Source organism: Subtercola endophyticus, from assembly GCF_021044565.1.
Lineage (GTDB): Bacteria > Actinomycetota > Actinomycetes > Actinomycetales > Microbacteriaceae > Subtercola > Subtercola endophyticus.
Genome location: NZ_CP087997.1, coordinates 1,497,255 through 1,522,288 on the forward strand (window position 1 = coordinate 1,497,255; position 25,034 = coordinate 1,522,288).

General features: G+C 67.8%; 27 protein-coding genes. 15 read left to right on the plus strand and 12 right to left on the minus strand.

The annotated features are described in order from the left end of the window. Positions 1 to 88 precede the first annotated feature (88 nt). From LQ955_RS07075 to LQ955_RS07090, 4 genes are all read left to right on the plus strand, one after another. On the plus strand, positions 89 to 910 hold the full coding sequence (locus tag LQ955_RS07075; protein ID WP_231027465.1) for a DUF1295 domain-containing protein: 822 nt from the start codon (positions 89 to 91) through the stop codon (positions 908 to 910). 23 nt (positions 911 to 933) lie between these two features. Continuing rightward, the gene (locus LQ955_RS07080; protein WP_231027466.1) at positions 934 to 1,785 is read left to right on the plus strand and encodes a DUF3097 domain-containing protein; all 852 of its coding nucleotides are present in this window, start codon (positions 934 to 936) and stop codon (positions 1,783 to 1,785) included. A 72-nt stretch (positions 1,786 to 1,857) separates the two neighbouring features. Further along, complete coding sequence (locus tag LQ955_RS07085; RefSeq protein ID WP_231027467.1) at positions 1,858 to 2,724, plus strand: aminodeoxychorismate lyase; 867 nt, start codon at positions 1,858 to 1,860, stop codon at positions 2,722 to 2,724. Continuing rightward, positions 2,721 to 3,458: a trimeric intracellular cation channel family protein gene (locus LQ955_RS07090; protein WP_231027468.1), complete on the plus strand. Its 738-nt coding sequence runs from the start codon at positions 2,721 to 2,723 to the stop codon at positions 3,456 to 3,458. Before LQ955_RS07085 ends, LQ955_RS07090 begins: the two co-directional genes overlap by 4 nt. A gap of 61 nt (positions 3,459 to 3,519) precedes the next feature. Here the strand turns inward: LQ955_RS07090 and LQ955_RS07095 are convergent, their stop codons facing one another. Next, positions 3,520 to 5,142: a S1C family serine protease gene (locus LQ955_RS07095; RefSeq protein ID WP_231027469.1), complete on the minus strand. Its 1,623-nt coding sequence runs from the start codon at positions 5,140 to 5,142 to the stop codon at positions 3,520 to 3,522. A 290-nt stretch (positions 5,143 to 5,432) separates the two neighbouring features. Between LQ955_RS07095 and LQ955_RS07100 the strand changes: the two genes are divergently transcribed. Together LQ955_RS07100 and LQ955_RS07105 are read left to right on the plus strand one after the other, a co-directional pair. Beyond that, the gene (locus tag LQ955_RS07100; protein ID WP_231027470.1) at positions 5,433 to 7,112 is read left to right on the plus strand and encodes a coiled-coil domain-containing protein; all 1,680 of its coding nucleotides are present in this window, start codon (positions 5,433 to 5,435) and stop codon (positions 7,110 to 7,112) included. A 54-nt stretch (positions 7,113 to 7,166) separates the two neighbouring features. Beyond that, positions 7,167 to 7,538: an RNA-binding S4 domain-containing protein gene (locus tag LQ955_RS07105; protein WP_231027471.1), complete on the plus strand. Its 372-nt coding sequence runs from the start codon at positions 7,167 to 7,169 to the stop codon at positions 7,536 to 7,538. 108 nt (positions 7,539 to 7,646) lie between these two features. On the opposite strand, the gene LQ955_RS07110 is transcribed toward LQ955_RS07105, so the two are convergent. From LQ955_RS07110 to LQ955_RS07135, 6 genes are all read right to left on the minus strand, one after another. Continuing rightward, positions 7,647 to 8,594, minus strand: coding sequence for a 3-methyladenine DNA glycosylase (locus tag LQ955_RS07110; protein ID WP_231027472.1), 948 nt, complete (start codon positions 8,592 to 8,594; stop codon positions 7,647 to 7,649). Between the two features lie 36 nt (positions 8,595 to 8,630). Beyond that, complete coding sequence (locus LQ955_RS07115) at positions 8,631 to 9,932, minus strand: FtsX-like permease family protein (protein ID WP_231027473.1); 1,302 nt, start codon at positions 9,930 to 9,932, stop codon at positions 8,631 to 8,633. Positions 9,933 to 10,087: 155 nt separating this feature from the next. Continuing rightward, positions 10,088 to 10,729, minus strand: coding sequence for an ABC transporter ATP-binding protein (locus LQ955_RS07120; protein ID WP_231027474.1), 642 nt, complete (start codon positions 10,727 to 10,729; stop codon positions 10,088 to 10,090). Further along, a complete protein-coding gene (locus LQ955_RS20075; protein WP_304961540.1) occupies positions 10,726 to 12,009 on the minus strand; it encodes a peptidoglycan-binding domain-containing protein in 1,284 nt (427 codons plus the stop codon). The genes LQ955_RS07120 and LQ955_RS20075 overlap by 4 nt, the downstream gene beginning before the upstream one ends. Continuing rightward, on the minus strand, positions 12,006 to 12,224 hold the full coding sequence (locus LQ955_RS07130) for a hypothetical protein (protein ID WP_231027475.1): 219 nt from the start codon (positions 12,222 to 12,224) through the stop codon (positions 12,006 to 12,008). The genes LQ955_RS20075 and LQ955_RS07130 overlap by 4 nt, the downstream gene beginning before the upstream one ends. A 3-nt stretch (positions 12,225 to 12,227) precedes the next feature. Continuing rightward, complete coding sequence (locus LQ955_RS07135; RefSeq protein ID WP_231027476.1) at positions 12,228 to 12,548, minus strand: hypothetical protein; 321 nt, start codon at positions 12,546 to 12,548, stop codon at positions 12,228 to 12,230. Between the two features lie 186 nt (positions 12,549 to 12,734). Between LQ955_RS07135 and LQ955_RS07140 the strand changes: the two genes are divergently transcribed. Further along, a complete protein-coding gene (locus tag LQ955_RS07140; RefSeq protein ID WP_231027477.1) occupies positions 12,735 to 13,289 on the plus strand; it encodes a hypothetical protein in 555 nt (184 codons plus the stop codon). Positions 13,290 to 13,328: 39 nt separating this feature from the next. On the opposite strand, the gene LQ955_RS07145 is transcribed toward LQ955_RS07140, so the two are convergent. Next, positions 13,329 to 14,963, minus strand: a complete 1,635-nt coding sequence (locus tag LQ955_RS07145; protein WP_231027478.1) for a ribonuclease E domain-containing protein — start codon at positions 14,961 to 14,963, stop codon at positions 13,329 to 13,331. A 209-nt stretch (positions 14,964 to 15,172) separates the two neighbouring features. Then, the gene (locus LQ955_RS07150) at positions 15,173 to 16,114 is read right to left on the minus strand and encodes a DnaJ domain-containing protein (protein ID WP_231027479.1); all 942 of its coding nucleotides are present in this window, start codon (positions 16,112 to 16,114) and stop codon (positions 15,173 to 15,175) included. A gap of 100 nt (positions 16,115 to 16,214) precedes the next feature. On the opposite strand from LQ955_RS07150, the gene LQ955_RS07155 reads away from it, so the two are divergent. Next, a complete protein-coding gene (locus LQ955_RS07155) occupies positions 16,215 to 17,054 on the plus strand; it encodes an aldo/keto reductase (RefSeq protein ID WP_231027480.1) in 840 nt (279 codons plus the stop codon). Here LQ955_RS07155 and LQ955_RS07160 read toward each other — a convergent pair. Beyond that, positions 17,051 to 18,019, minus strand: coding sequence for a helix-turn-helix transcriptional regulator (locus LQ955_RS07160; protein ID WP_231027481.1), 969 nt, complete (start codon positions 18,017 to 18,019; stop codon positions 17,051 to 17,053). The genes LQ955_RS07155 and LQ955_RS07160 overlap by 4 nt on opposite strands. A 106-nt stretch (positions 18,020 to 18,125) precedes the next feature. Between LQ955_RS07160 and LQ955_RS07165 the strand changes: the two genes are divergently transcribed. From LQ955_RS07165 to LQ955_RS07180, 4 genes are all read left to right on the plus strand, one after another. After that, a complete protein-coding gene (locus LQ955_RS07165) occupies positions 18,126 to 18,494 on the plus strand; it encodes a glyoxalase superfamily protein (protein ID WP_231027482.1) in 369 nt (122 codons plus the stop codon). 64 nt (positions 18,495 to 18,558) lie between these two features. After that, the gene (locus LQ955_RS07170) at positions 18,559 to 18,942 is read left to right on the plus strand and encodes an ArsR/SmtB family transcription factor (protein WP_231027483.1); all 384 of its coding nucleotides are present in this window, start codon (positions 18,559 to 18,561) and stop codon (positions 18,940 to 18,942) included. After that, a complete protein-coding gene (locus LQ955_RS07175) occupies positions 18,935 to 19,408 on the plus strand; it encodes an SRPBCC family protein (RefSeq protein ID WP_231027484.1) in 474 nt (157 codons plus the stop codon). Before LQ955_RS07170 ends, LQ955_RS07175 begins: the two co-directional genes overlap by 8 nt. A gap of 2 nt (positions 19,409 to 19,410) precedes the next feature. Continuing rightward, positions 19,411 to 20,229: an alpha/beta fold hydrolase gene (locus LQ955_RS07180; RefSeq protein ID WP_231027485.1), complete on the plus strand. Its 819-nt coding sequence runs from the start codon at positions 19,411 to 19,413 to the stop codon at positions 20,227 to 20,229. A gap of 52 nt (positions 20,230 to 20,281) precedes the next feature. On the opposite strand, the gene LQ955_RS07185 is transcribed toward LQ955_RS07180, so the two are convergent. Further along, positions 20,282 to 21,688 carry an aminotransferase-like domain-containing protein gene (locus LQ955_RS07185; protein WP_231027486.1) on the minus strand — a complete coding sequence of 469 codons (1,407 nt, stop codon included), beginning with the start codon at positions 21,686 to 21,688 and terminating at the stop codon, positions 20,282 to 20,284. On the opposite strand from LQ955_RS07185, the gene LQ955_RS07190 reads away from it, so the two are divergent. From LQ955_RS07190 to LQ955_RS07200, 3 genes are all read left to right on the plus strand, one after another. After that, positions 21,687 to 22,709 carry a DMT family transporter gene (locus tag LQ955_RS07190; protein ID WP_231027487.1) on the plus strand — a complete coding sequence of 341 codons (1,023 nt, stop codon included), beginning with the start codon at positions 21,687 to 21,689 and terminating at the stop codon, positions 22,707 to 22,709. The genes LQ955_RS07185 and LQ955_RS07190 overlap by 2 nt on opposite strands. Further along, positions 22,706 to 23,203, plus strand: coding sequence for a pyridoxamine 5'-phosphate oxidase family protein (locus LQ955_RS07195; protein ID WP_231027488.1), 498 nt, complete (start codon positions 22,706 to 22,708; stop codon positions 23,201 to 23,203). Before LQ955_RS07190 ends, LQ955_RS07195 begins: the two co-directional genes overlap by 4 nt. Positions 23,204 to 23,301: 98 nt before the next feature. Further along, positions 23,302 to 23,652 (plus strand): A1S_2505 family phage non-structural protein, encoded by a 351-nt coding sequence (locus LQ955_RS07200; protein WP_231027489.1) that lies wholly within the window; start codon positions 23,302 to 23,304, stop codon positions 23,650 to 23,652. Positions 23,653 to 23,825: 173 nt separating this feature from the next. On the opposite strand, the gene LQ955_RS07205 is transcribed toward LQ955_RS07200, so the two are convergent. Next, positions 23,826 to 24,899, minus strand: a complete 1,074-nt coding sequence (locus tag LQ955_RS07205; RefSeq protein ID WP_231027490.1) for an LLM class flavin-dependent oxidoreductase — start codon at positions 24,897 to 24,899, stop codon at positions 23,826 to 23,828. Positions 24,900 to 25,034 lie beyond the last annotated feature (135 nt).

The following is a 25,034-nucleotide window of genomic DNA, read 5'->3' on the forward strand; positions in this document are numbered from 1 at the left end:
TCGTCGACCCTCCTCACGTCTCCAGAGTAGCCGATTCGGTGGGGGCGCCCACCAGCCTTGTGCACAACTCCCACGATACGATTTTCAGATGAGCCCTCTGTTCTGGTGCCTGCTGGTTTTCGCCGCCGTCTGTGTCGTGGTGTGGGTTTTGTCGATGCTCACGAACGAGCACTCTTGGGTCGATCGCATCTGGTCGGTCGTGCCCGTGGTGTACGCCTGGATCTTCGCTGCGTCGGCGGGCCTCGGTGATCTGCGCCTGAACGTCGTTGCGACGCTGATCACGCTGTGGGGCATCCGCCTGACCTTCAATTTCGCTCGAAAGGGCGGCTACAAGCGCGGCGGCGAAGACTACCGCTGGCAGATTCTGCGCTCCCGGATGCCCGGCTGGCAGTTTCAGGTGTTCAACATCTTCTTCATCACGATCTACCAGAACATCCTCTTGCTGCTGATCACCCTGCCGATGCTCACCATGACGCAGAACCCCCGGCCATTCGGGGCGCTCGACGTCATCGCGACCATCGTGTTCGCGGGCTTTCTCGTCGGCGAGACCACCGCCGACCAGCAGCAGTGGAACTTTCACCAGCGCAAGAATTCCGACATCGCAGCCGGTCGCCAGCCGAACCCGCGCTTTCTGCAATCCGGACTCTTCTCGGTGTCGCGACACCCCAATTTCTTCTTCGAACAGGCACAGTGGTGGGTGGTGTTCTTCTTCGGCGCCATCGCAGCGGGCTCTGTACTGCAGTGGACGGTCGCCGGCGCCGTGCTGCTCACGGTGCTCTTCATCGGCTCGACCTCGTTCACCGAGAGCATCAGCAAATCGCGCTACCCGGAATACGCCGACTACCAGGCCAGAACCTCGGCGCTCATTCCGTGGTTTCCGCGGCGCGGTGCGGCAACCCGAACGGCGTAGCGCAGCGCTGTAACGTCTGACGGGTGACTTTCGATCGATACGGCTCCGACGTTCTTGCCGACTTCTCGCGCCGCCCGGTGCGCCAGGCCGCTCCCAAACTCGAGGCGACGCTCGACCTGGTGGTCGAAGACATCGGCACCGATTTCTGCGGGTCGGTGACGGCCGTCGACGGCAAGCTGGTGCAGCTCGAAGACCGGCACGGCAAGCGCCGCACCTTTCCGCTCGGCGGAGGTTTTCTGTTCGAAGGCTCACCGGTCATCCTCGTCGCCCCGGCGAAGAAGGCGCCCACCGGCACCGCCCGCACCGCTTCGGGCTCGGTCAAGGCTCCGGATGCCCGGGCCAGAGTCGCACGGGCCAGCCGCATCTTCGTCGAAGGCCGGCACGACGCCGAACTCGTGGAGAAGGTCTGGGGTGACGACCTGCGCGCCGAGGGTGTCGTGGTGGAGTACCTCGAAGGAGTCGACCACCTCGACGAGGCGCTGCGCGACTTCGCTCCGACCACCGAACGCAGGGTCGGCGTGCTCGTCGATCACCTCGTGCAGGGTTCGAAAGAGAGCCGCATCGCCGACCAGGTGATGACGGGAAAGTACTCGGGCGCGGTGCTCATCGTCGGGCATCCGTACATCGACGTGTGGCAGTCGGTGAAGCCCGAACGGCTCGGCATCACCGCGTGGCCGACCGTGCCGCGCAGCATCGAGTGGAAACACGGCATCTGCGAGGCGTTCGGCTGGCCGCACGACGACCAGGCCGACATCGCAGCCGCGTGGCAGCGCATTCTCGGCCGGGTGCGCAGCTACACCGACCTCGAACCCGAGCTGCTCGGCCGGGTCGAGCAGCTGATCGACTTCGTCACCAGCGCGCCAGGCGGCGAGTAACACCGCGAGCCGGGTAGCGGGCACGGGCGCGGCTGCGAACGAGGCCAGGCTCGCACCTCGATAATGGTCAGCATGGCTACACCCGTTCTTCTCCTTCTGCGCGACCCCGCCGGCTCCCCCGGATTCGACAGCGCCGACCCTGGTCAGTCGGCAGCGAGCGCCTTCGACCTCGGCATCACCCGCGGCGACGGCATCTTCGAGACCATCACGGTCATCGGCGGCATTCCGCAGGCACTGGATGCCCACCTCGCCCGTTTCGCACGTTCGGCCGCGCTGCTCGAGTTGCCGGAGCCGCACCAGGCTGCCTGGCGTGGGGCCGTCTTCGCCGCAATCGACGCGCACGACGAGGCGATCGAGGCGTTTGTGAAGCTCATCTACACCCGCGGAATCGAGGGCACGGACTCCCCCACCGGGTGGGTCTCGATGCTGCCGAGCGCAGACTTCACGACCGAGCGTACGGCCGGCGTCGCGGTGGTGCTGCTCGACCGCGGTTACCACAGCACCATCGCCCAGACCTCGCCGTGGCTGCTGCAGGGCGCGAAGACGCTCTCGTACGCCATCAACCGCGCCGCCGCGCGCGAAGCGCACCGCCGGGGTGCCGACGATGTCATCTTCGTGAGCACTGATGGGCTGCTGCTCGAAGGGCCCAGTTCCACGGTCGTGCTGAAGCTCGACGGCCGCATCGTGACGCCCGAGACTACGCTCGGCATTCTGCCGGGCACGACACAAGAGAGCATCTTCGAGATCGCCCGGGTGAACGGGTACCCGACGGCCTACGAACGGCTGACTCCCGACGATCTGGCCCGAGCGGATGCCGCGTGGCTGGTGTCGAGCGTGCGGAATGCCGCACCGATCCGCTCGGTCGACGGGCGGGCGCGTGCGGTCGATGCCGAGCTGACGGAGTCCATCAACGCGGGGCTGGCGGCGCGCACGCAGTGAGCGACACGGGCGGGGGCAGCGCGGGCGCTGGTGGCATGGGCGACGGCCACGGTAGGGCCAGCGGAGACGGGCCGCTGCCGACAACGCGGAGTGTTGCAGTGGCGGAGAGCCGGGCATCCCGTGTCGGCCGTCGAATGTACTCGGTGGTCGACCACGCGGCCACCGGTATCTTCGCCATCGAGGGCGCGACCGCCGGGGTGCTTTCGGGGCTCGATGTGCTCGGGGTACTCGTGGTCGGCTTCTGCACGGCCCTTGCCGGCGGCATTCTGCGCGACGTGCTGCTCGGCGATCTTCCGCCGGCCGCGTTCCGCTCGCCATCGCGCATCGTGGTGGCGCTGCTGGCGGCCGCGTTCACCTGCCTGATCGCAGGCGAGCTCAACGAGGTGCCGACGGGGCTGCTTTCGGTTCTGGATGCCGCGGGGCTGGCCCTGTTCACCGTGACCGGAGCGCAGAAGGCGCTCGACCACCACTCGAACGGTCTCGTCGTGGTGATTCTGGGCACGATGACGGCGGTCGGCGGCGGGGTGGTGCGCGATGTGCTGCTCAACCGTGTACCGCTGGTGCTGAGCGGCGACTTCTACGCGACGGCTGCGGCTGCGGGCGCGTTGGCCGTCTACATCGCCACCCGGGCCAAGTTCGCGCCGGTCTGGGCGATGAGCGCCGGTTTCGCCGTGTGTTTCGTGCTGCGACTCGTCGCCTTAACGTACGGATGGCAGCTACCGTCGTTTCGGTAACTGCCATCCGTTCGGCCGGGCGCTTCGGGTGTGCTCCGGCTGTGCTGGTGCTCTGTCGTGCTTAGGCGGCCGGGCCCTGAATCAGGGTGACCTTTGCGCTCTGCGCGGCGCCGGTGGAATCGGTCCAGCTGACGGTGATGGAGTCACCGGGCTTGAACGACTTGAGCGTGCTGGTGAGGTCGGATCCTGAGGCGACGGCCGTACCGTTCACCGCGGTGATCGTGTCGCCCGCGGCGAGGCCGGCCGTAGCGGCGGGGGTGCCGTCGATGACACCGGCGACGGATGCGCCGGCCGTCGTGCTCGAACCCGTGCCCTGGCCACCGACGCCGAGGCCGGAGGTCGCGGAGCCGACCTCGATGCCGAGGAACGCCGGGTAGCCGATGACGATCGAGTCGGTCGCGGTGCCCGACAGAATCTGCTTGGCGATGCTCAGCGCACTGTTGATCGGAATCGCGAACCCGGTGACGTCGCTCGAGCCGCTCGAAGCGGCGGTGTCGATACCGATGACCTCGCCGTCGGAGTCGAGCAGCGGGCCGCCCGAGTCGCCGGCTTGAATGTCGGCCGAGATCTGAATCATGCCGGAGAGCGTTTCGCTCGCGGCGCTGCCCTCTGCCTCGGTGGTGACCGACTGGTTCAGCGCGTCGACGGTGCCGGCTGCTGCCGACAGCGTTCCCGTTCCACCCGCGTTGCCGACACCGGTCACGTCGTCGCCTGCGGCAACGGAGTTCGAGGTGTCGACCTTGGCCGTGGTGAGACCGGATGCGTCGGCGAGCTTCAAGACGGCGACATCGTGTGTCGCGTCGGTGCCGACGACGGTGGCCGTGTAGGTCTTTCCGGTCTGGGGCACGGTCACCGTGATGCTGGTGGACCCTTCGACGACGTGGTTGTTGGTGAGAATCTCGCCGTCGGAGGTGAGCACGATGCCGGTGCCGGCCGCTGCAGCACTTTCGTACTTCAGCTCGGTGTTGATCAGAACGACGCCGACGGACTCGGCATCCGTTGCGTCGGTGGCGGCCGAGGTGCTGGTGCCGGCGCCGGAGCCGGTCGAACCCGATCCGTCGCCGGTCGAGCCCGACGAACCCGAGCCGCTGCCGTAGCCATAGCCGTAGCCGTTGCTGCCGGAGCCGGGAACGAAGCCGTTGCCCGAACCGGTCGAACCGCTGCCGGTGGATCCGCTGCTGCCGGAGCCGCCGTTGGTGGTACCCGTGGTGCCGTTGTCGATCACCGAGGTGTGCGATGAGAAGGCGCTGAGCGCGAGCGGTACTCCGGCGGCGAGGGTGGCGCCGACGCTGGCGCCTCCGACGAGGAGTGCGGCGGCCGCGGCGCCGAGGATCAGGAACGTGCGGGGGCGCCAGATGCGGTCTGAGTGCGTGTGGTGGGCCTGCTGGGGCTGCGTCGGTGCCGGCTGCTGAGCGTAGGGCTGGCCGGGGTACTGCTGGCCGGGGGTCTGCTGCGCGTACTGCTGCTGCGGGTTCGGCTGGCCGGCGTACTGCTGCTGTGCGTACTGCTGGTCGAGGTTCGGGGTCTGCGGGTAAGCCGCAGTCTGGGCGTTCACGGGCTGGGCCGGAATCGCGGTCGGTGCGACGGGGGCGACTGGTGCAACCGAGGCAACCGGGGTCTGAGCGATGTCGGCGACGGGCTCTACCGGCGACGGCTGGTCTGCTGCGGGCTGTGGGGTTTCCATTTCTTCCTCTCGGGGCCCGAAGTGGGCTGAGACAAGACAACGCCCCGAACTTATGAACAAGCTATGTGGTGGTCTGATTTTGTCTGGGAGTCGTCTTTACGCCGGCTGAGCATTATTCGCCCGGTCCATTTCGCGCCAGCCGCGCCATTCCGGGGCGGCCAGACCTTGCTGCGACCGATTGTTCGCGGTGTTGGCCGGCTCCATTTGATGCAGCTGTCAGGGCAGTTAAGCTGGTTACCGGGCAGACGACAACTCGCACCCGCAGAATTATCGAAGCCACGAGGAGCACCATGACTGACGACTCCACCGCAGAATCGGGCACGACGCCCGAGAACGTCGACGAAACTGCGCTCACCGTCGAAGACCAACCGACCGTCGCCGAACCGAACTCGACGACGGAAATCGCGACCGCCGCAACGCCGGGCAGCAGCAGCTCCGTCGTCAGGCCGGTCGCCGCGACCGGTTACGTGCTCACCCGTCGCGATCGCACGGCCATGAAGATGGTCGATTGGGCCGTCGGGTTCGGCTCGGCCGAGTTCCAGTCGCGTTACAAGCCGGTCAGCGACGAACTCTTCACTCATCACTTCATCGACCCCACCGCCCGGCCCGCGTTCGTGCCGCCGGCCATCGCCAGCGTCGAACAGCTCGACCAGACGAGCGACCCGCTCGAGATCATCCGGGCCCACCTCGGGGTGGTCATCGACGATCGTCAGGCGCGCGACAAGGCCCGGCTCGATGCCCAGACGCACTACGAAGAGGTGAGTCGCACCCTCGCCGACGTCGAAGCCCGTGCCGAGCGCCTCGACACGGAACTCGCCGAGACCACCGAACGGCTGCGGGTCGCAGACGCCGAGATCGTGACGCTGAACGAGCGGCTCGAGGCTGAAGTGTCAGGGCTGCACACCGACTATTCGGCGCAGATCGACGCGCTGCGCGCACAGCTCGAAACCGATACGGCCGAACAGCGCCTCGCCCACGAAGAGGAGATCACTCGTCTTCACGGCGAACATGCCGCCGCCCTCGCGCTGCTCGCCAGCTCACACGATACGACCGTGGGCGGTCTGACGACCGGGCACGAGACGGCACTCGCCGAGCTGGATGCCCAGCACACTGCCGAGCTGGCCGACGCCGACGCACAGCACGACGAAGCGATCGCCGCGCTGCAAGCCGAGCACGATGAGCGGCACGGTGCCGCGGCGCTGCAACTCGCGGCAGCCGTTGCGGCAGCGGAGCTCACCACTCGGCACCTCACCGAAGCTCGACTCGAAGCGAGCTCGCTCACCGCCCAGCGTGATAGGGCCATCGCCGAGGCATCCGAATGGCGCAGCCGGCTCGAGCAGGTCGTCGCGGGGCTCGCCAGCACCACCGATGTCGGCGAGTGGACCGTCGACAATGCACCGGATGCCCGGCTCGTCGACTTCGTTGCGCAAACCCAGCTCGAGCTCACCACGCAGCTCGAGCTCGCTCAGGCGACGCTCGACGAGATCGAAGATGTGGCGACCGCACAGCTGGTCGACGAGAACGAGACCAGCGATTACGCCATCGGGGCGAACGACGCGGCCGTGCTGGTGCTCAACTCGCTCTACGGCGAGGGTGAGGCTGAGGAGGTCGACGGGTTCGAGGGGTCGGGGGTCGACGGGGTCGACGGCACTCCGGCGGATGCTGATATTGATGCCGACGGCGCCGCCGCGGCCGACGCTCAGCCCGACGCGGCCGAACTCGACGCGGCGACGGCCGACGTCGAAGAGCTGGTCGCCAATGGGTCAGAAACCGATGCCGCCGAGTCCGAAGGCGACGAGCTGGTCGCCGACGGAGCACAATCCGACAGCGTCACCGATGAAGCCGACGGGGACGACGCGACCGAGATAGACAACGCCGACGCCGAGTTCGAGAACGCCCTGGGCGGCGAGGTCGACGTCGATTTCGAGAACCACTTCAACGCGAACGCGCAGCAGAACCGCGCCTCGTGACGGTGTCACCGTGACCGAGGTCCGGCGCGCGCCGCTAGCGCCGACGATGCTGCGATGACCGAGCTCCTCTCTGCCCGCGTCGACAGTTGGGCCTGGGCGGTCCGGCTGTTCAAGACCCGCTCGGCCGCGACGGCGGCCTGTCGCGCCGGACACGTTCGGGTGAACGGCGAGCGAGTCAAGGCCGCGGCTCCGTTGCACATCGGCGACGAGGTGCGCATTCGCAGCGGCGGATTCGACCGCATCATCGAGGTGCGTCGGCTCGTGGTGAAGCGCGTGTCAGCGCCGGTCGCCGCGGAGTGTCTTCTCGACCACACTCCCCCGCCGCCACCCCGGGAGACGGTCGCCCTGGTGGCCATCCGCGACCGTGGGGCCGGTCGCCCCACCAAGCGCGAACGTCGCGAGGTCGACAAACTGCGCGGTCGCTGACCCCTCCCGTCCCGCCCTCTCGCGCCGCCCACCCGCGCAGGTTGCACGAAAGTACCTTCGGCGCGCCCGGGAGGGCCTTTGCGCAACGCCCGGCTAGGGATGAACGGGTCAGGCAGCGCTGATGCGGGTCTCGAGCGCGACGGGCCCGACGCGGGAGGCGGCCGCGCGAGCGAGGGTGATGGCCCCGAGCATCCGCTCGCGGAGGGCGTTCGAGCGCTCGGCGAAGACGCGCTGGCGGGCCGCGTACTCGACTTTTCCCTCGCGAGTCTCGATTCGCACTGGTTCGAGGCCGAATGACGACACGTCGTAGGGTGAGGCCTGCATGTCGAGCTGGCGGATGTCGCGGGCCAGCTCGAAGGCGTCGAGTAGCAGTTCTCCCGGCACGACGGGGCCGAGCTTGATGGCCCACTTGTAAACGTCCATGCCGGCGTGCAGGCAGCCGGCCTGCTCGGTGTGCTCTTGGTTCTCTCGGCTCGGCCGACCGGAGTTCAGGCCTACGGCTTCGGGCGTGAAGAACCTGAACGCATCGAAGTGTGTGCAGACGATGTGGTTCGTCTCGACGACCTGGTCTGTCTCGGCGGCCGACAGACGCAACGGAATGCTCTCATGACGCACCTCGCCCTCTTTCACGCGGTACACCATCGCCCACTCGTGCAGCCCAAAACATCCGAACTGCGCCGGCCGCGCCGCTGTGGCGCCCAGCAGCCGTTCGATGAACCCGAACGTGGCGCCCCGGGCGGCGAGAAGAGCGGCGGAGTCGACAAAACTGCCGCCGTGGGAATCCTCTGCGTACCACTTGTAGCCGGAGCGCTCGGCCTCGGCCCCGTGCTCCAGAACCGCGCCGGCACCTGGGTGATAACGCCGCAGCAGCGACGGCTTATAGGGATAGTACGTGAACAAGAAGTCGTCGACGGCGTGCGTCTCGCCCGTCTGGCGGCGTTCGCGCCAGCCGGCGGTGAGGGCATCCGCGCGGCGCTGGTGCGCCTCTTCGGCTCGCCGCCACTCGGCCACGGGCACGCGCGGCAACTCGGCTGCGGGCACGCGCTCGAACTCCATGATTCGAGCCTACCCGCGAGCGCCGTTGAGGTGCGCTCAGGCGACGCGAAGCTCGCGCAGGGGGTCACGGGTGGAGGCGACGACGGCCGGAACCACCGATGCCACGACGGCGGTGAGCACAGCGAGCAGGGCGACGGCGAACGTGAAGGTGGCGGTCGGCGGCGGATCGCCAGTGAGTGCCAGTAGGAGGTCTGCCGCCGTGCATCCGGTGACCGCGCCGATGCTGCCGAGGAGGGCGACCTGGGTCAGAAGCAGGGCGACGATGAGCGATCGTGACGCGCCGAGGGCGCGGCGGCGGCCGAAATCTCGCCGCCGCAAGAGCACCAGCGCGTAGACGACGGCGGCCACGAGAACGGATCCGACGCCGAACACCAGCAGCGTCAGCGATCGGCTGAAGTCGCCGAGCTGCGACTGCACCGACGCGCTGAGCGCGGCCAGCTGTTCGCTCGTCGTCACGGTGACCTTGCTGCGGTCGACGACAGCCAGCACCGACTCGACGAGGGCCGTGACGGCGGTGACCTGAGCACTGGTGGCAGCGACGACAACGAGCACGCTGACGGGCTGCGGATGCTCGGGGTCGGCCACAGCGGGAACGACCACCACCGGGTCGAGCACCGCGAGCTCGTCGGGCAGCGCCGTCGCCCTGTCGACCACGTATTCGGCGCTCGAGGCGACCGACTCGACGCTCCCGACGCCGTCGGCGAGCCCGAGTGCTCGGGCGGCAGCGGGCGACGCGACGGCGCGCGGTGCAGAGGGGGCGGGCGGGGTGGCGCCGACAGCTCCTGTGCGGTTGGGGCCGAACGGGGCGCCTCCGACGGGTGTGCCGTCGGCCTCGGCCGAAGCAACCGAAACAGCCGAAGCAGCCGAGGCAGTAGTGGGAGCCATGCCGAGAGTGGGCGCAGAGGCATTCGCGAGTTCTGAGGCACTCGCGGGCGGAACCGAGTATTGCCGGCGGAGCGCCACCCGCGTACCACCGTCGACCCGGGCGTTGCGCACGTCGTCGGCCGGACCGAACGCGGTGACCGAGGAGATCTGGGTCGCTTCGGCCAGGCGGCCGAGCACAGACGTGTCGAGTCCGGATGACTCGGGCGCACGCACGACGATCAAGCGTGTGCCCTCGTTGTCGATGCTCGACACGATGGCGTTCTGCGCACCCACTGCACGCCCGGTGGTCAGCACCACCACCGCACACAACACCGCGACGATCGTCACGGCCACAGCGGAGGTCACCCGCGCGGCCAACGCCGCCGCGGCCGCCTCACGCAGCAGCGCCACGACCTGCCGCCACCGGACACCATCGCGCGAGCCGTACGCCCGCGCCGCTGGCGGCCCCGGCACCACCGCGTGGCTACCTGCCGCCGGCCCCAGCGCGTCGGCGCCACCGCCGGGCGCAGGTGACGCCGCCGAACCCCGGGTCCGGCCGGGTGCCGGGTAGTCACACCCGGCCGGATCCGCAGTCCGGCGCTGCACGTGGGCTCGGTGCCGGCCGTCGCTCACAGCGTCACGCGCCGATCGCACTCGCCGACCACGGCCGCGTCGTGCGTCGCGATCAGCACGCCCGCGCCCGCAGCGGCTCGCTCCCGCAGCGCGCCGAACACCACCGCAGCGGATGCTCGGTCGAGGTTGCCCGTCGGCTCATCGGCGAGCACGATCGCCGGCTCATTCATCAGGGCACGGCAGAGCGCGATTCGCTGGGCTTGGCCGCCCGAGATCTGACCGGGACGCGACTGCGCCCGCTTCTGCACCCCGAATCGTTGCAGCAAGCGGTGTGCCTGCTCGACCGATCGGCTCCGATCCACGCCCCGGTACAGGCTCGTCTCGACGACGTTGTCGAGAATGCTGCGCTTGGAGTCGAGAGCCGCATCTTGAAAGACGAAGCCCAGCCGCGTGGCACGCAACCGTGCTCGGTCGGCGTCGCCGAGGGCGGAGGTCGGGCATCCGTTCACCAGAACCTCGCCCGCCGTCGGCCGCACCATGAGGCCGAGCAGGTAGAGCAGGGTCGACTTTCCGCGACCCGACGGACCGGTGAGGGCGACGATCTCCCCCGGATGCACGGCCAGGTCGATGTCAGCGAGAACGGGTGCCGCGCGGTCGTAGCGAAAGCAGAGGCCGCGAGCCTCGAGGGCGATCGTCACGGAGCCCCCGAAGCCGCGGGTGCCGCCGGTTCGGCCGGTGCCGCGGGTGCCGCCGGTGCCGCCGGGTGCGCCTCTGCGGGAGCTTGCGCCGACGCCGCAACACGAATCGAGAGCCCCGCCGCCACCCCGGTCACGATCGACTGGCCCGCTGCCTCGGCCCGCACGGTGACCGGATGCACGACCCCCTCGGCATCGACCACGACCACCTGCTCGGAGGCGTCGGTCTGCACAGCAGCCGACGGCACGACAACGCCGTGCACCGGCTCGACCGTCACCACCCTCGACACGAAGAGGGTCTGACCGGCGACGGCGACCGCGTCGCAGTGCGCGCCGCAGATCGACGCGCCGTCGCCACCCCCAGCCCCGTCGCCACTCGCCGCGTCGCCACCCGCAGCCCCGCCGTCGCCACCCCCAGGCGCGTCGCCACCCGCAGCCGCGCCGTCGCCACCCCCTGCGCCTCCGGAATCCGCGCCACCCGCCGCCTCGAGCGAGATCACCACCGTGCCCGTCGCTGTCTCGCTTCGCCCCGCCGCCACCGCATTCCACGTGTCGCCAGCCCCGTCATCGATGACCACACGTGTTCCGGTCGACACCTGTTGCGACTGCGCCTCACTCACCGGCAGGGTGAAGACCGGGGCAGCACCGAGCCACGACACCGCCGCTTCTCCGCCCGACAGCGTTGCCCCGCGATGCACCACGTCGGGCGCGAGCACCAATCGCGCCGGCAGTTCGGGCACGAACACCACGTCGCCGAACGCCACCTCGCCCGTCGCCTCGACTCCGATCGACTGCTGCCATTGCATTATCGCGTCGACCGTCGACGAGCCCGCTGTGCCGTCGGCCGCCCCCGAGTAGAACCCGCGTGCGGCGAGCATCGTTTGAAGCTGGCCGACGTCGCCTCCGCTGTCGCCGGCAGCGATGGCCCGATACGCCGGAACCGCCCCCTGAGCCGCCACCACGGGCCGCAGATTCACCGAATACAGCCGGTCGCCGCTCGAGATGAGCTGACCCGGCTGCGCATCCACCGTCGTCACCACGCCGGCCGCCTCGTTCGTGCCGACGGGGCTGACGTTCCAACTGGCGGCGGCGTTCAGCGTGAGGTGCGAACCCACATCGCCCTCGGCCGCGGTGACCAGCGAGTACCCGTCGTTCGTCGGCACTCCGGGCGCCGGCGACAGGATGACCGTGAACGCCCACCCCGCACAGGCAGCCGTCGCGACCAGCGCCGCAACGCCGATCGTGACGACCGCCCGGGGCAGCCGCAGCTTGTGTCGGCTCACGACCCGACGGCCCCTGCCCGCCGGATGATCGACGCCAGCACCCAGACCGTCTCGCTCTCGAGCCGACTCACCTCGTCGAGCACGCGCTTGTCGAAGCGGCCCAGCCGAACGCCCGCCTCGGCGCACGCCAGCACGAGAGGATCAGACCCGCGCAGGCGTTCGCTGAGAACCGCGCGACGGGTGTCGGCGAGCGTTTCGAAAGGGCCGTTCGTCATTGCTTAGAACGATCCGTTCGCGCAGGAGAAGGCGTGCCCGGTCTCGGTGCCCGAGGGGTAGCTGATCTGCATGGTGACGACCCCGTTGCCGTACGAGAACCGGTGAAAGCCCGACCCGAAGGTCTGACTGCCCCACGCGACACCGTTCGCCTGGTGGTAATGCACACTGGTCGCGTTGACGTACGCGGTGGATGCGGCGGCGGGACCGCCGAACCCGCAGATCTGCGAACCGATGTCTGTCGATGCCGAGGCACCGAGGGCGCTGCCCAGAACCAGCCCGCCGGCCAGCACGGCCGCCGCGATCGACGCGGGAATGACCTTCATGTGATGTTCCTTTCACACCCCGGATTCGCGTTGACCTGAAGCCATTTCAGTGCGATCCTGGTGGTGATGAATCCTCACTATATGCCTCATGCTTTTAGACCACAACCCCGTTCGGGGGGAGCGCCGAGGCGCTCGTTCCGGATCTCGCCGAGGCGACCTGCAGGGCGACCTGCCGGGCGAATCCGGATGCCCGTGGTCACGGCCGCGGCGGCGGCACTGCTCGCCGTGACTGTGGCCGTGACCCTCAGCGGGTGCGCCGGCGCCGAGAACAGTTCAGCACCCACGTCTGACACCCGAGCATCCACCTTGCCCGCGCTCAGCCAGTCGCCCGTCGCCGATGCGCTGTACCGCTGCCTGATCGCGCGCGGCTGGCAGGTGACGCTCACCGACGACGGGGCCGTGCAGGCCTCGAGCGACACGATTCCGAAGGAGCAATACCAGCTCTACCTGAGCGACACGTGGGCCTGCAACAGCCAGGTCGCCGCCCAGTTTCCGGTCGACGACAATCAGAAGCACCTGCTCTACGCGGCCGAGCTGGCCGAACGCAGCTGTCTGCAGCAGCACGGCTACCAGGTCGACGATCCCCCGAGCCTGCAGCAGTTTCTCGACGAATACGACTCGAAACCGTGGTCGGCCATGGCGTCGTCTGAGCTCGCGACACTCGCCCAGACCATGTCAGACGCCGACTGGAAGGCCATCAACCAGGCGTGCCCCCAACCCGTTCCGGGCGCACTGCATTAGCCGAGCATCCGATCGCCGCGAATGCGGCGCCGAGGCAGATCAGCTGCTCTTGAGTGCGACACCCTTGGCGTTCAAGAAGTCGATGTGATCGTGCGTGCACGTGTCGTCGAAGGGGGCGAAGTTCGAGACCGAGACCGATCCGCGGCATTCGGCCTGGCCGAGTCCGCTGCCGGGTGGCACGAGAGGGTCGAGCAGCGCGATGAGCTTGAGCGAATCCGCGTCGCCACCGGTGAGCCCGTGCCCGTTGAGAATGTAGAAGTCCACCGCGTGGCCACCGCCGTCGGTGTAGTGCGCCGAAGCGGTTCCTGCACCCTCGATCTGGCCCGTGCACTTGCGGTTGATGTCGCTGATGCCGACCTTCGAGAAGTTGTCGACCGCCACCTTGATGGCCTGCAGAACGCGATAGTCGACGCCGCAGTTCGGCACCACGACGCCGTTCGCGAGATTCTGGATCTCGACGATGTGATTCGGCACCGACCCCACGAGCTTGCCCGACGCGACGTCGGCCATCAATTCGGCTGCGAGAGCCTGCACGGTGGGTGAGACGGTGGTGCCGGTGGTGGAGTCCATCGAGGCGATATCGCCCGTCGAGGTGTACCCGTCGCGCGGGGCGTCTTGAATGGTGCCGGTGTTGCCGACGGTCAGGCTCTGGATGCCCATCTCAGCCGAGGCAGACGAATGCGAGTTGCCGAGCACACCCAGATCGGAGTACGCGTAGGCCGGAAGGGCGACGGTGGCGACGAGCCCGGCGGTCGCGACCATGACGATCGTGTTGACGATGGTGCGCTTGCGGGCTTTCGGATGGGTGGAGGCGGCCCGAGACGAGGCACGCCTTCGACCCGGCAGCACACGCCGTTTGCCAGGCGCAGCCACCGATGTCGAGGCCGCGCGCGGCGTTGCGATCTCGGGCGTGCGGGGGAAGGTCAGTGCGCTCACGCTGGTCACCACGGGAGCCTCGTTTAACGCTGCGGCATCGACCTCGGCCTGCAGTGCCGCCGTGACGGGCTGAGGCTCGGAGGGCGTGGTGACGACGGCGATCTGCTCTGTCGGCGCGTCGTCGACGAACGCATTATTACGAGCATCGCTCGCGTCGTACAGGTGATGTTGCGGCTCGTCGGCGAGCAAGTGAGCGGGAACCGGTTCATCGACGTCGACGGCCGGAACAAACGTCTCTGACGTCGCGGACACCACGGTGAGAGGCGTCTCGACCTCGGCGACAGGAGTCTCGACGACACGGGTCTCGACGACGGGCTGCGGCGCCTTCGCCATGTCGGCGATCTGCTGCGCGAACAGCGACTTCGAAACGGTTCGCGGCGCGGCGGCAGCGGGCGGCGCAGCGGCAGTGGGCTGCGCAGCAGTAGCGACCGCCGCCGCCGGAGCGACCGTGACCGGAGCCACAGGCTCGACCGCGGCTGAGGCGGCCAGCGCCTTGGCGAGCTCACGATCGCGGCGCTGACGACGGGATTCCACCACGGGCAGAGCCTCAGACGCGGCTTCGCGTTGACGAAGCTCACGACGACTGAGCGGCGCAGCAGCGTCCGCAGCAGCACCGGCTGATTCAGCACCGACTGATTCAGCACCGAGCGGCGTAGTGACGACGGGGAGGTCGAACGTGGATTTCGGGCCGGTTGCCTGGTCGCCTTCGGCGCCTGGTTCTCTGCTCGAACGCGTCACGTGTCGTATTCCTCCGGCACTCTCGGTGCCCACAGGCCAGCGTGTTTCACTAGCCCGACGATCGGGTAAAAGCGCGCCCGATCAGCCATCTTGTTCTTCGGGTGAACAAGGCGACTTGTCGAGGTTATCCTTTCGTTACCAATTTGTCACATCCATGCGTAAACATTCAGCCTTTTTTGTGGTCGGCGTGTGCACGTTAACACCGGGGCCTAAACGAAGCGGATGCCCGCCTGCAATCGTGATCGCAGATCGAAGATTCGGTCGATCGACTCACCTTCGGATCCGCCGAGCCCATTGCGCAGCAGCTGCGGCAGAACCGACCGCCGAATCACCACAGCGCCCGCCAGTCGCCCCCGCTCCACCTGCTCGAACGGCGCCGCGAGATCGTCGTCGGGCACCACGATGACCACGGCGCTGAACCGCACACCGAGCTCACGACCGAGCGCGCGCGCGTTCGTGGCGAGGGTGCGCAGCGGCTCATCGTCGTCGCCGATCGCCTCCCCCACGAGTTCGCCTTTCGACAGCCGCACGGGGCTGCCCCAGTCATACGACTGCACAGCGAAGACTCCGCCGGGCCCGAGCACGACGTGGTCGACGTTCTGCCCAGTCTTCGCGACGGCGACGTTGTTCCAGACCGTGAACCCGATGCCGAGAGTCGACACGATGCGCGCCGTCTCTTCTTCGGCCATCGCCTTGGCCAACCAGCGCCTGACCTCTCGCGGCGCCGACCGCACGAGTGCCGGGTCGTACGGATCTTTCAGCTCGACGCCGCGCCCCACCCACTCGCGCATCAGGCGCAAGAAGTGCTCCCGCTCCTCGCCGCCCGGGTGACCGTACGACCGCGCCTTGGGCGACGCGCCCTGGCCGGGGCCGGCGGCGGATGCCCGGCTGCCGCCCGCGAATGACGAACCCCGGGCATCCGGAGCCGTGACCCGCGCACCCACCCCCGAATCGTACGCGGCACGCTCGGTCGGGGTGCCCACCAGCTCCCACGCGTCTTGCACGGCCTGGAACAGCACGGCGCTGCCGCCTGTGTCGGGATGCGTCTCGCGCAGGCGCAGCCGGTACGCGCGACGCAGCTCGTCGTCAGACGACCCAGGGCTGACGCCGAGCACCTCGTACGGTGAGCGCGACGCGAAACTGCCGTTCATACCTGCGGTGGTCTCGCTTTCGAGAAGACGGTGCGCACGAGCACGGGAGGTGCCGGGCGCAGATTCGGGTGACGCAACGATAGCTCCCTAAGCTTGAAGCATGACGAATACCGTACCGAATTACACCCTCAATAATGGCGTCACGATTCCGCAGGAGGGTTTCGGCGTCTTTCGCGTCGACCCCGACAAGACCGGTCGCATCGTGCGTGACGCGCTCGAGGTGGGCTACCGGCACATCGATACGGCGGCCATCTACAAGAACGAAGAGGGCGTGGGTCACGCTATCGCGCAGGCCGCCAAAGACGGTCTCGTGGAACGCGAAGACCTGTTCATCACGACCAAACTGTGGAACTCCGACCAGACGAACGCGACTCCGGCCTTCGAGAAGAGCCTCGGTCGACTCGGTCTCGACTACGTCGACCTCTATCTGATCCACTGGCCGACGCCCGAGCGCGGAACGTTCATCGAGGCCTGGAAGACGCTCGAGCAGATCTACGCCACCGGCCTCGTGAAGTCGATCGGCGTGTCGAACTTCACTGTGCCCCAGCTCGAGCAGCTGCTCGCCGAGACCTCGATCGTTCCGGCCGTCAACCAGATCGAGCTGCACGTCGACTTTCAGCAGCCCGAACTGCGCGCCTTTCACGCCGCGCACGGCATCGCCACCGAGGCCTGGGGGCCGCTCGGGCACGGCACGATCAACGGCTCGCCCGAGCTGGCAGCCATTGCGGATGCCCACCAGAAGTCCGTCGCCCAGACCGTGCTGCGCTGGCAGCTGCAGATCGGCAACATTCTGATTCCCAAGTCGAACAGTCGCGAACGACAGGCCGAGAACCTCGACATCTACGACTTCGAACTCACGGCCGACGAACTGGCCACCATCGCCACGCTCGACCGCGGCGACGAGGGCCGCAACGGCGGGCATCCCCTCGAAGTGAACTAAGCCGGCCGGGCCGACGCCAGTCGCGTGGCCGACGCCGCGAGAAAGTCGAGCGTCTCGGCGTCGGCCTGCACCTCGTAGGCGATGCCGGCGGGAATCCAGAGCAGAGTGCTGACGAGCGTCTCGAGGGTGTCGGCCGCGATCGGCCAGCGCGTGACCTGCGGATGCCCGGGGTCTTCTGTCGCGCCGCGGGCCCACACCCCGAGCAGCTCGGAGAACCGCGCGAGCGGCACCTGCAGCACGACCTCGGCGGTGAAGCGCCGGCCCGCGGCGCCGAAGCTGCGCTCGACGTAGGTTGCGGCATCCACCTCCGGCAGCTCGCGAGGCTCGAAGTGCACGCGCGTGCCGAAGAAGTGCGACAGGCGGTCGACCCGGAACGTGCGCCACTCGTCTCGGCCCAGGTCGAAGCACACCAGAAACCACCGCCGGCGGGCCGCGACCAGGGCGTGCGGCTCGACACTGCGACTCGACTCTGTTTTGTCGACGGCGACGTAGTCGAATCGAATGCGCTCGTGGTCGCGGCAGGCCAGCGCCAATTGCCCGAGCAACTCCCCCGCGACCGGTTCGCCGCGCGGGGTCTCGGGCGTGATCGTCGCCGCGAGCGCGTTCACCCGTTCACGCACGGCCGGTGGCAGCACTTGCTCGAACTTCGCCAGAGCGGTCTGCGTCGTGAGCGCACCATCGACGAGCCCCTGCGCGGCGGCCAATCGCAGACCGATGGCCATCGTCACCGCCTCATCGTTGGTCAGCAGCAGCGGTGGCAGTTGAGAACCGGCTTCGAGCCGATAGCCGCCGAGCGAGCCGCGCTCCGCGGTCACGCGATAACCGAGCTCGCGCAGTCGCTCGATGTCGCGCCGCAGGGTTCGTGCGGTGATGCCGAGCCTCTCGGCGAGCTCCGACCCGGGCCAGTGCCGGTGCGTCTGCAACAGATTCAGCAGCTCCAGGGTTCGAGAGGTGGTTTCGGCCATGTCTTCAGTCTGCCTTCTCAACAGGACAGAAATCGACCTATATCGTCTCTACGCTCGTGCCAACAGCTCGAACGCCGGGCCCGTATCACTCACAGAGGAGCACTCCATGGACTTCAGAATCGAACTCATCTTGGTTCCCGTCACCGACGTCGACCGCGCGAAAGCGTTCTACGTCGACCAGGTCGGCTTTCACGCCGACTTCGACCAGCGTGTGAGCGAGCACGTACGGTTCGTGCAGCTCACCCCGCAGGGATCCGCCTGCTCGATCGCCTTCGGTGAGGGCATCAGCGAAATGCAGCCCGGCACCCTCAACGCCATTCAAGTCGTCATCGACGATGCAGCGGATGCCCACCGGCACCTCACCGAGCACGGGGTCGAGGCGACCGAACCCGATTTGCAGCCCTGGGGAACCTTCGTCACCTTCGCCGACCCCGACGGCAACCGCTGGATCTTGCAGCAGATGCCCAAGCGTTGACTCTTGACATGTCGACGCGCCGGAGTATATTTGCCCTATCAGTTATAGAACCGATGGGTTATGAATGCCACACGATCAGCTCGACTCCGTTTTCTCGGCCCTCGCCGACCCGACCAGGCGCGGGATACTGCAACGCCTCACGCTCGGCGATGCCACGGTCGCGCAACTCGGCGAGCCGTTCGCGGTGAGCCAGCCGGCCATCTCGAAACACCTCAAGGTGCTCGAACAGGCCGGCCTGGTATCTCGCACTCGGGTGGCGACCTCTCGGCTGAGCCACCTCGAAGCGCAACCGCTGAAGGAGGCGACGGCGTGGATGCAGCGGTACAAGAAGTACTGGAACGAGAGCTTCGACAAACTCGACAGCGCGCTGGCAACCTTTCAGGCGACGCCCTCCCAGCCCGCAGACGGGTCGCCCAACACCGAACCGAAAGGATCAGACCATGAGTGACGCTCGCCCCGCCGAGATCGCCGACACCGACGTCTACATCACGCGAATGTTCGCTGCCCCGCGTGAGCTCGTCTTTCGGTTCTTCACCGAACCGGAGCACCTCGCCTCGTGGTTCGGGCCGACCGGGTTCTCCGTTCCGGTCGAGACTGTGGAGATCGACCCGCGGGTCGGCGGCCGCTGGAATCTGAGCATGGTCGACGACACGACCGGGGAGTCGTACCCCATTCGCGGCGAGATCGTCGAGTTCGACCCACCCGAACGCATCGTGGTGGCGATGAACGCGCAGAGCGATCTCGGCCCGCTCGACAAGATCACGCTGCGGCTGCAGTTTCACGACCACGGCGAGCGCACCCGCCTGACTCTTCACCAAGGCCCGTTCAGTGCCATCGAACGTCAGCACACCGAGGGCGGCTGGGAGCTTTCGTTCGCCAAGCTCGACTCGCTCTTCGCCCGTGACGAGGTGTAGAAATGACCATCGACCAGAACAGCACCGGCACGCAGTTCGTGACGAGTGCCGACGGAACCCGCATCGCGTATGAGAAGGTCGGCGCGGGCCCCGCGCTCGTGCTCGTCGACGGCGCGATGTGCCGTCGATCCTTCGGCCCGGCGAGGCCGCTCGCGAAAGAACTCGCCGACCGGTTCACGGTGTACCTCTACGATCGCCGCGGGCGCGACGAAAGCGGCGACACCGCGCCCTACGCCGTCGGCCGTGAGGTCGAAGACCTCGCTGCGATCATCCGGGCCACCGGCGAGACGCCGTTCGTCTCCGGGTCGTCGTCGGGCGCGGCGCTGGCTCTCGAGGCCGCAGCCGCTGCGCTGCCGATGCGAAAGCTGGCCGTGTTCGAGGCGCCGTACATGGTCGCGGTGGAGGGGCATCGTGCACCGGTCGACAGCGCTGCACAGGCACGCGCGTTGATCGCGCAGGGCAAGCGCGGTGACGCCGTGAAGTTCTTCATGAGCGACATGGTCGGTGCGCCGGCTATAGCCACGGTGTTCATGCGCCTGATGCCGGGCGTGTGGAAGAAGGCCACCGCAGCGGCACACACCATTCCCTACGACGCGGAGGTCATGGGAGACTTCAGCGTTCCGGTGCAGCGTTTCGCGGGCATCCGGGTGCCGACGCTCGTGATCGTGGGCGGCAAGAGCCCCGATTCGATGCGGGTCGCCGAGCAGGCAGTCACCGATGCCGTGCCGGGCGCACAATTGCAGACCTTGCCAGGGCAAATGCACCAGGTGTCGGCGAAGGCGCTCGCGCCGATGCTGGCGGCCTACTTCACAGAAAACTGACGTCGCTCGAGACTGACTCCACTCGAGACTGACGTCACTCAAGACTGAGCCGTCAACGAGAGCGGATCGCCTCAGCGATCACCTCGACGCCCTCGCCGAAGCGCTCGGGGTGCGGTCCGGAGAAGTTGAGCCGCACGAACGATCCAGGCGGTTCGGCCGGGTACCACTCGCCACCGGGCGCCATCGACACCCCCTTGCTCAGGCACTCGGCCACGAGCCGAGCGACATCGACGCCGTCGTCGAAACGAAGCCAGAGGTTCAGCCCGCCCTTGGGCAGATACGTCAGCGTTTCGGCGCCGAGGTGCTCGACGACGTGCGCGGCGAGCGTATCGCGCCGCACTCGAAGAGCCTCGCGCAGGCGCACGAGATGCGAACGCCAGCCCGGATCGGTGACCACGTCGAGCGCCGCCGCCTGCAGCGTTCCGCTCACATAGAGGTCGGTCACCGTGCGGTCGACCTGGATGCGCGCCAGTGCCGGCCCGCGAGCGATCACCGCGCCGACCCGCAGCGAGGGCGAGACGCTCTTGCTGAGCGACCGCAGGTACACCACGTGACCGTCGGTGTCGTGCCAGAGGAGCGGGCGAACATCCGCATCGATACCGAAGTCGTGCGCCCAGTCGTCTTCGATGAGAAACGCGTTGCGAGCGCGGATCACCTCGAGCAGGCTCGCAGCTTCCGCTGACGACCAGAGGGCACCGGTGGGGTTCGCGAAGTGCGGCTGCGCATAGAACAGCCGGGCGCCCGAGGTTTCGAGCGCCTCGTCGAGCTCGGCGGCGGCGGGGGCCCGCGACCCACGCGCTATCGGTACGATGACGAGGCCCGCCTGGCGAGCCGCGGCGATCGCACCCCAGTACGTGGGCGACTCCATCACGATCGCGTCGCCCGGCTGGGCCAACGCGCGAAAGACGGAGATCAACGCGCTCTGACTGCCGGGCACCACGATGGTGTCGTCGCCAGAGATTCCGGATGCCCGGGCGACCGCATTGGCATCGATCTCGCTCGCGAAATACGCCCGCAGCTCAGGCATGCCCCCGAGCAGCGGCCTGTCGATGTCAGGGCTGCGGCGGGCCGCGCGGCCGAGCGCCTGCCGAATCAGGCGCTGAGGCAGCAGCGCTTCGCTCGGATAGGCGCTGTGCATGGCGATCGGCACGCTGGAATCGAGTGACATCGCCGTGCCCACCACGTTCTGAGCGGCCCGGGTCGATGCCAGCGCAGTGGTCTGCCACGAGAAGTCGGCGCGCCGAATGGCGGGGCGAGCCGAGACGAACGTTCCGGTGCCGGGTCGGGTCTCGATGAGTCCGGCGGCCGCGAGCCGGTGCAACGCGCTCTGCACGGTGAGCGGGCTCACCGCGAACTGCGCCACGAGGGCACGCGTCGACGGCAGGCGATCACCCGCGGATGCTGCCGTGACGAGTGCCCGGAGGTGTCGCTCGATCTCGGCAGTGCTATCGTTGTTCATGACAGAACACAGTAGCGCTATCGAGAGTTCGACGCCAGTGGTATCGACGCTGGCGGCTCGCACGGCAGAGCGACGCACTGATGCCGCGAACGACCGCCCGCGGGCATCCGCCGGCCTGGTCTTCGGTTTTCTCGGTGTGCTCTCGTTCTCGTTCACGCTGCCGTTCACGCGGGTTGCCGTGGAGTCGCTCGATCCGCTGTTCGTCGGGGCCGGGCGCGCGGTCGTGGCCGCGGTGTTGTCGCTTATCGTGCTGCTGATCATCCGGCCGCGCCTGCCACGATCGTGGCAGTGGCTGCGACTGCTGGTGGTCGCCGCCGGAGTGGTCGCGGGCTTTCCGCTGCTCACCAGCTTCGCCATGCAGACCACACCCGCCTCGCACGGGGCTGTCGTGATCGGGGTATTGCCGGCAGCGACCGCGGTCGTCGCCGTGCTGCGCGGCGGCGAGCGCCCCAGCCGAGCGTTCTGGGTCGCGAGCATCGCCGGGCTGCTGGCCGTCGTCGCCTTTGTCGCCATCAGCGATGGCGGGCTCACCGGGCTGCAGCCGTCAGACCTGCTGCTGCTCGGGGCCGTGGTTCTGGCGGCGATCGGCTATGCCGAGGGAGCGCTTCTCGCTCGAGAGCTCGGCTCGTGGCAGATCATCTGCTGGGCGCTGGTGATCGGCTTGCCGGTCATGCTGCCTCTTGCGCTGATCGGGGCGTCTCATCTTTCACCCGCCGCCTCTCTCGGCGGCGCACCGGAGGCGTGGCTGGCCTTCGGATATGTTAGCGTGATCAGCCAGTTCGTCGGCTTCTTCGTGTGGTACCGCGGTCTCGCGATCGGCCCCATCGCCCGGGTCAGCCAGGTGCAGCTGCTACAGCCCGTACTCACCCTCGTCTGGGCCGCGCTGCTCTTCGGCGAGCACCTCGAACCGATCGTCATTGTCGCGGCCGCCGTCGTGATCGCCTGCGCGGGTCTCGCTGTTCGAGCCCGCATTGTCAACCCCGTTACCCCGGCGGGAGGCGAGCGTACCGTCGAAACATGACCGATACAGACACCACTCACGAAGAAGACCTGAAGAACCTCGCCGAGTTGATCAAGAAGGCGCGTGTCGCGTTGTTGACGACCGTCACGGGGTCAGGCGACCTGCACTCGCGACCGCTCGCCATCAAAGAAGAAGAGTTCGACGGCACCCTGTGGTTCTTCACTCAAGACCCGAGCGCGAAGACGGCGAACATTCGTGACAATCCTCGCGTGAACGTCTCGCTCGAGGCCGGAAAGGGCTGGGTCTCGCTGGCGGGCACCGCCACAGTCGTTCGTGATGCCGCGAAGATCGATGAGCTCTGGGACACGTCGGCCGAAGCATGGTTCCCCGAGGGCCGTCAAGACCCCACCGTCGCGCTCATCAAGGTCGATGCAACGTCGGCCGAGTACTGGAGCACGAACGAACCGGCCCCCGTCACACTGTTCAAGGTGGCTCGCGCGGCCGTCACGGGTGGTCAGCCCGACATCGGCGAGTCGCACACGGTGGAGCTCTGAACCGCGAGCCCTGAACCGACGCCCGGGGGCGGGCTGCTGCGAACAGTGCGCCGCCGGAGCGCCTCCACAGAAGACGCCTTCACCGAAGAGAGTGCTTCATGAACCACATCACCGAGCTGGCCCCCGGCGAGGTGTTCGTATTCGGCTCCAATGCCGGCGGCCTGCACGGCGGCGGCGCGGCCCGCACTGCCTACGAGAAGTTCGGCGCCGTGTGGGGTCAGGCCAACGGACTGCAGGGCCAGAGCTACGGCATTGACACGATGAGCGGGCTCAAGACCCTGGGCGCCGAAGTCGCCAGCTTTCTCGACTTCGCCCGCGGGCATCCGCAGCTCACGTTTCTCGTCACCGAAATCGGCTGCGGCATCGCGGGCTACCGCCCGGAGCAGATCGCACCGTTCTTCACCGACGTGCCCGCGAACGTACAGTTGCCCGCGAGCTTCGTGCGCTGAGGGCTGCGCCGACACGGAATCCGCTCCGGGCCGCACAAAAACAGAGGAGGATTCGACACGGCAGCGGCTATTCGCCGGCGCTGTGGCGAATCCTCCGCTGTTTTACGTAGCAGCGGCTGCTTGCGCGTCAGCGGCGGGGGCGTCAGCGGCGGGGGGCGGCCGCCAGAACGCCGCTAGCCTGCGACGCGCACGGCAGCGCTTTCGGCCAGCAGTTCTTTCACGCGCGGCACCACCTGGGTGCCGTACAGCTCTATGTTGGTCATCATGCGCTCGTGCGAGAGAGTGCCCGCCCCGTACTTGAGGTCGAAGCGGCTCACGCCCAGTGCCTCGATGTTGCGCGCCATCTTCTGCGCCACCGTTTCGGGTGAGCCGACGTAGAGCGCTCCTTCGACGCTGGCCTCGGCGTCGAACTGCAGGCGAGTCAGGGGCGGCCACCCGCGGGAGGCGCCGATGCGCGCATGCATACCCTGGTAGTGCGAGAAGAACTCGTTACGGGCATCCTCATCGGTCGCGGCCACATACCCGGGCGAGTGCATGCCCACCGCATCGAACGGCTGCTCGAACTGGGCCAGCGCGCGGTGGTAGAGGTCGACGTACGGCGCGAAGCGCACCGGCGAACCGCCGATGATCGCGAGCATCATGGGCAGGCCGTAGCGCGCGGTGCGAACCACCGACTCCGGGCTGCCACCCACGCCGACCCAGGTGCGCAGCGAACCGCGCTCGGTGGTGGGAAAAACCGCCTGGTCGGTGAGGGATGCCCGCGTCGATCCACTCCAGGTGACGGGCTTCTCCGAACGAAGCGCGGCGAACAGCTCGAGCTTCTCTTCGAACAGCGTCTCGTACTCAGACAGGTCGTACCCGAACAGCGGGAACGACTCGGTGAACGATCCGCGCCCCAGAATCACTTCTGCCCGACCGCTCGAGACCGCGTCGAGCGTGGCAAACCGCTGATAGACCCGCACCGGGTCGTCCGAGCTCAGCACAGTGACCGCCGAACCGAGGTGGATGTTCGTGGTTCGAGCCGCGATCGCAGCAAGCACCACATCGGGTGCCGACACCGCGAAGTCTTCACGGTGGTGCTCCCCTACGCCGAAGAAGCTCAGCCCCACCTGGTCGGCGAGCACGCCCTCTTCGACGACGTTGCGAATGACCTGTGCCTGCGAAACAGCACCGCCATCGGGGGTCTGAGTTACGTCGCCGAACGTGTCGAGACCGAACTCGATCTGCCTTGATTCGTGGTCTGTCATGAGAAGCCTTCATTCTCTCGGAATCACTTGCATGCGTTTGCATGAGTGCCAACCGGATCTACCGTCAATTATTCCGCGACCTGCCTGGTGTGTATTTTCGAAAGAACCGGGTCGCTGAGCGGGTTGTTGGCGGTC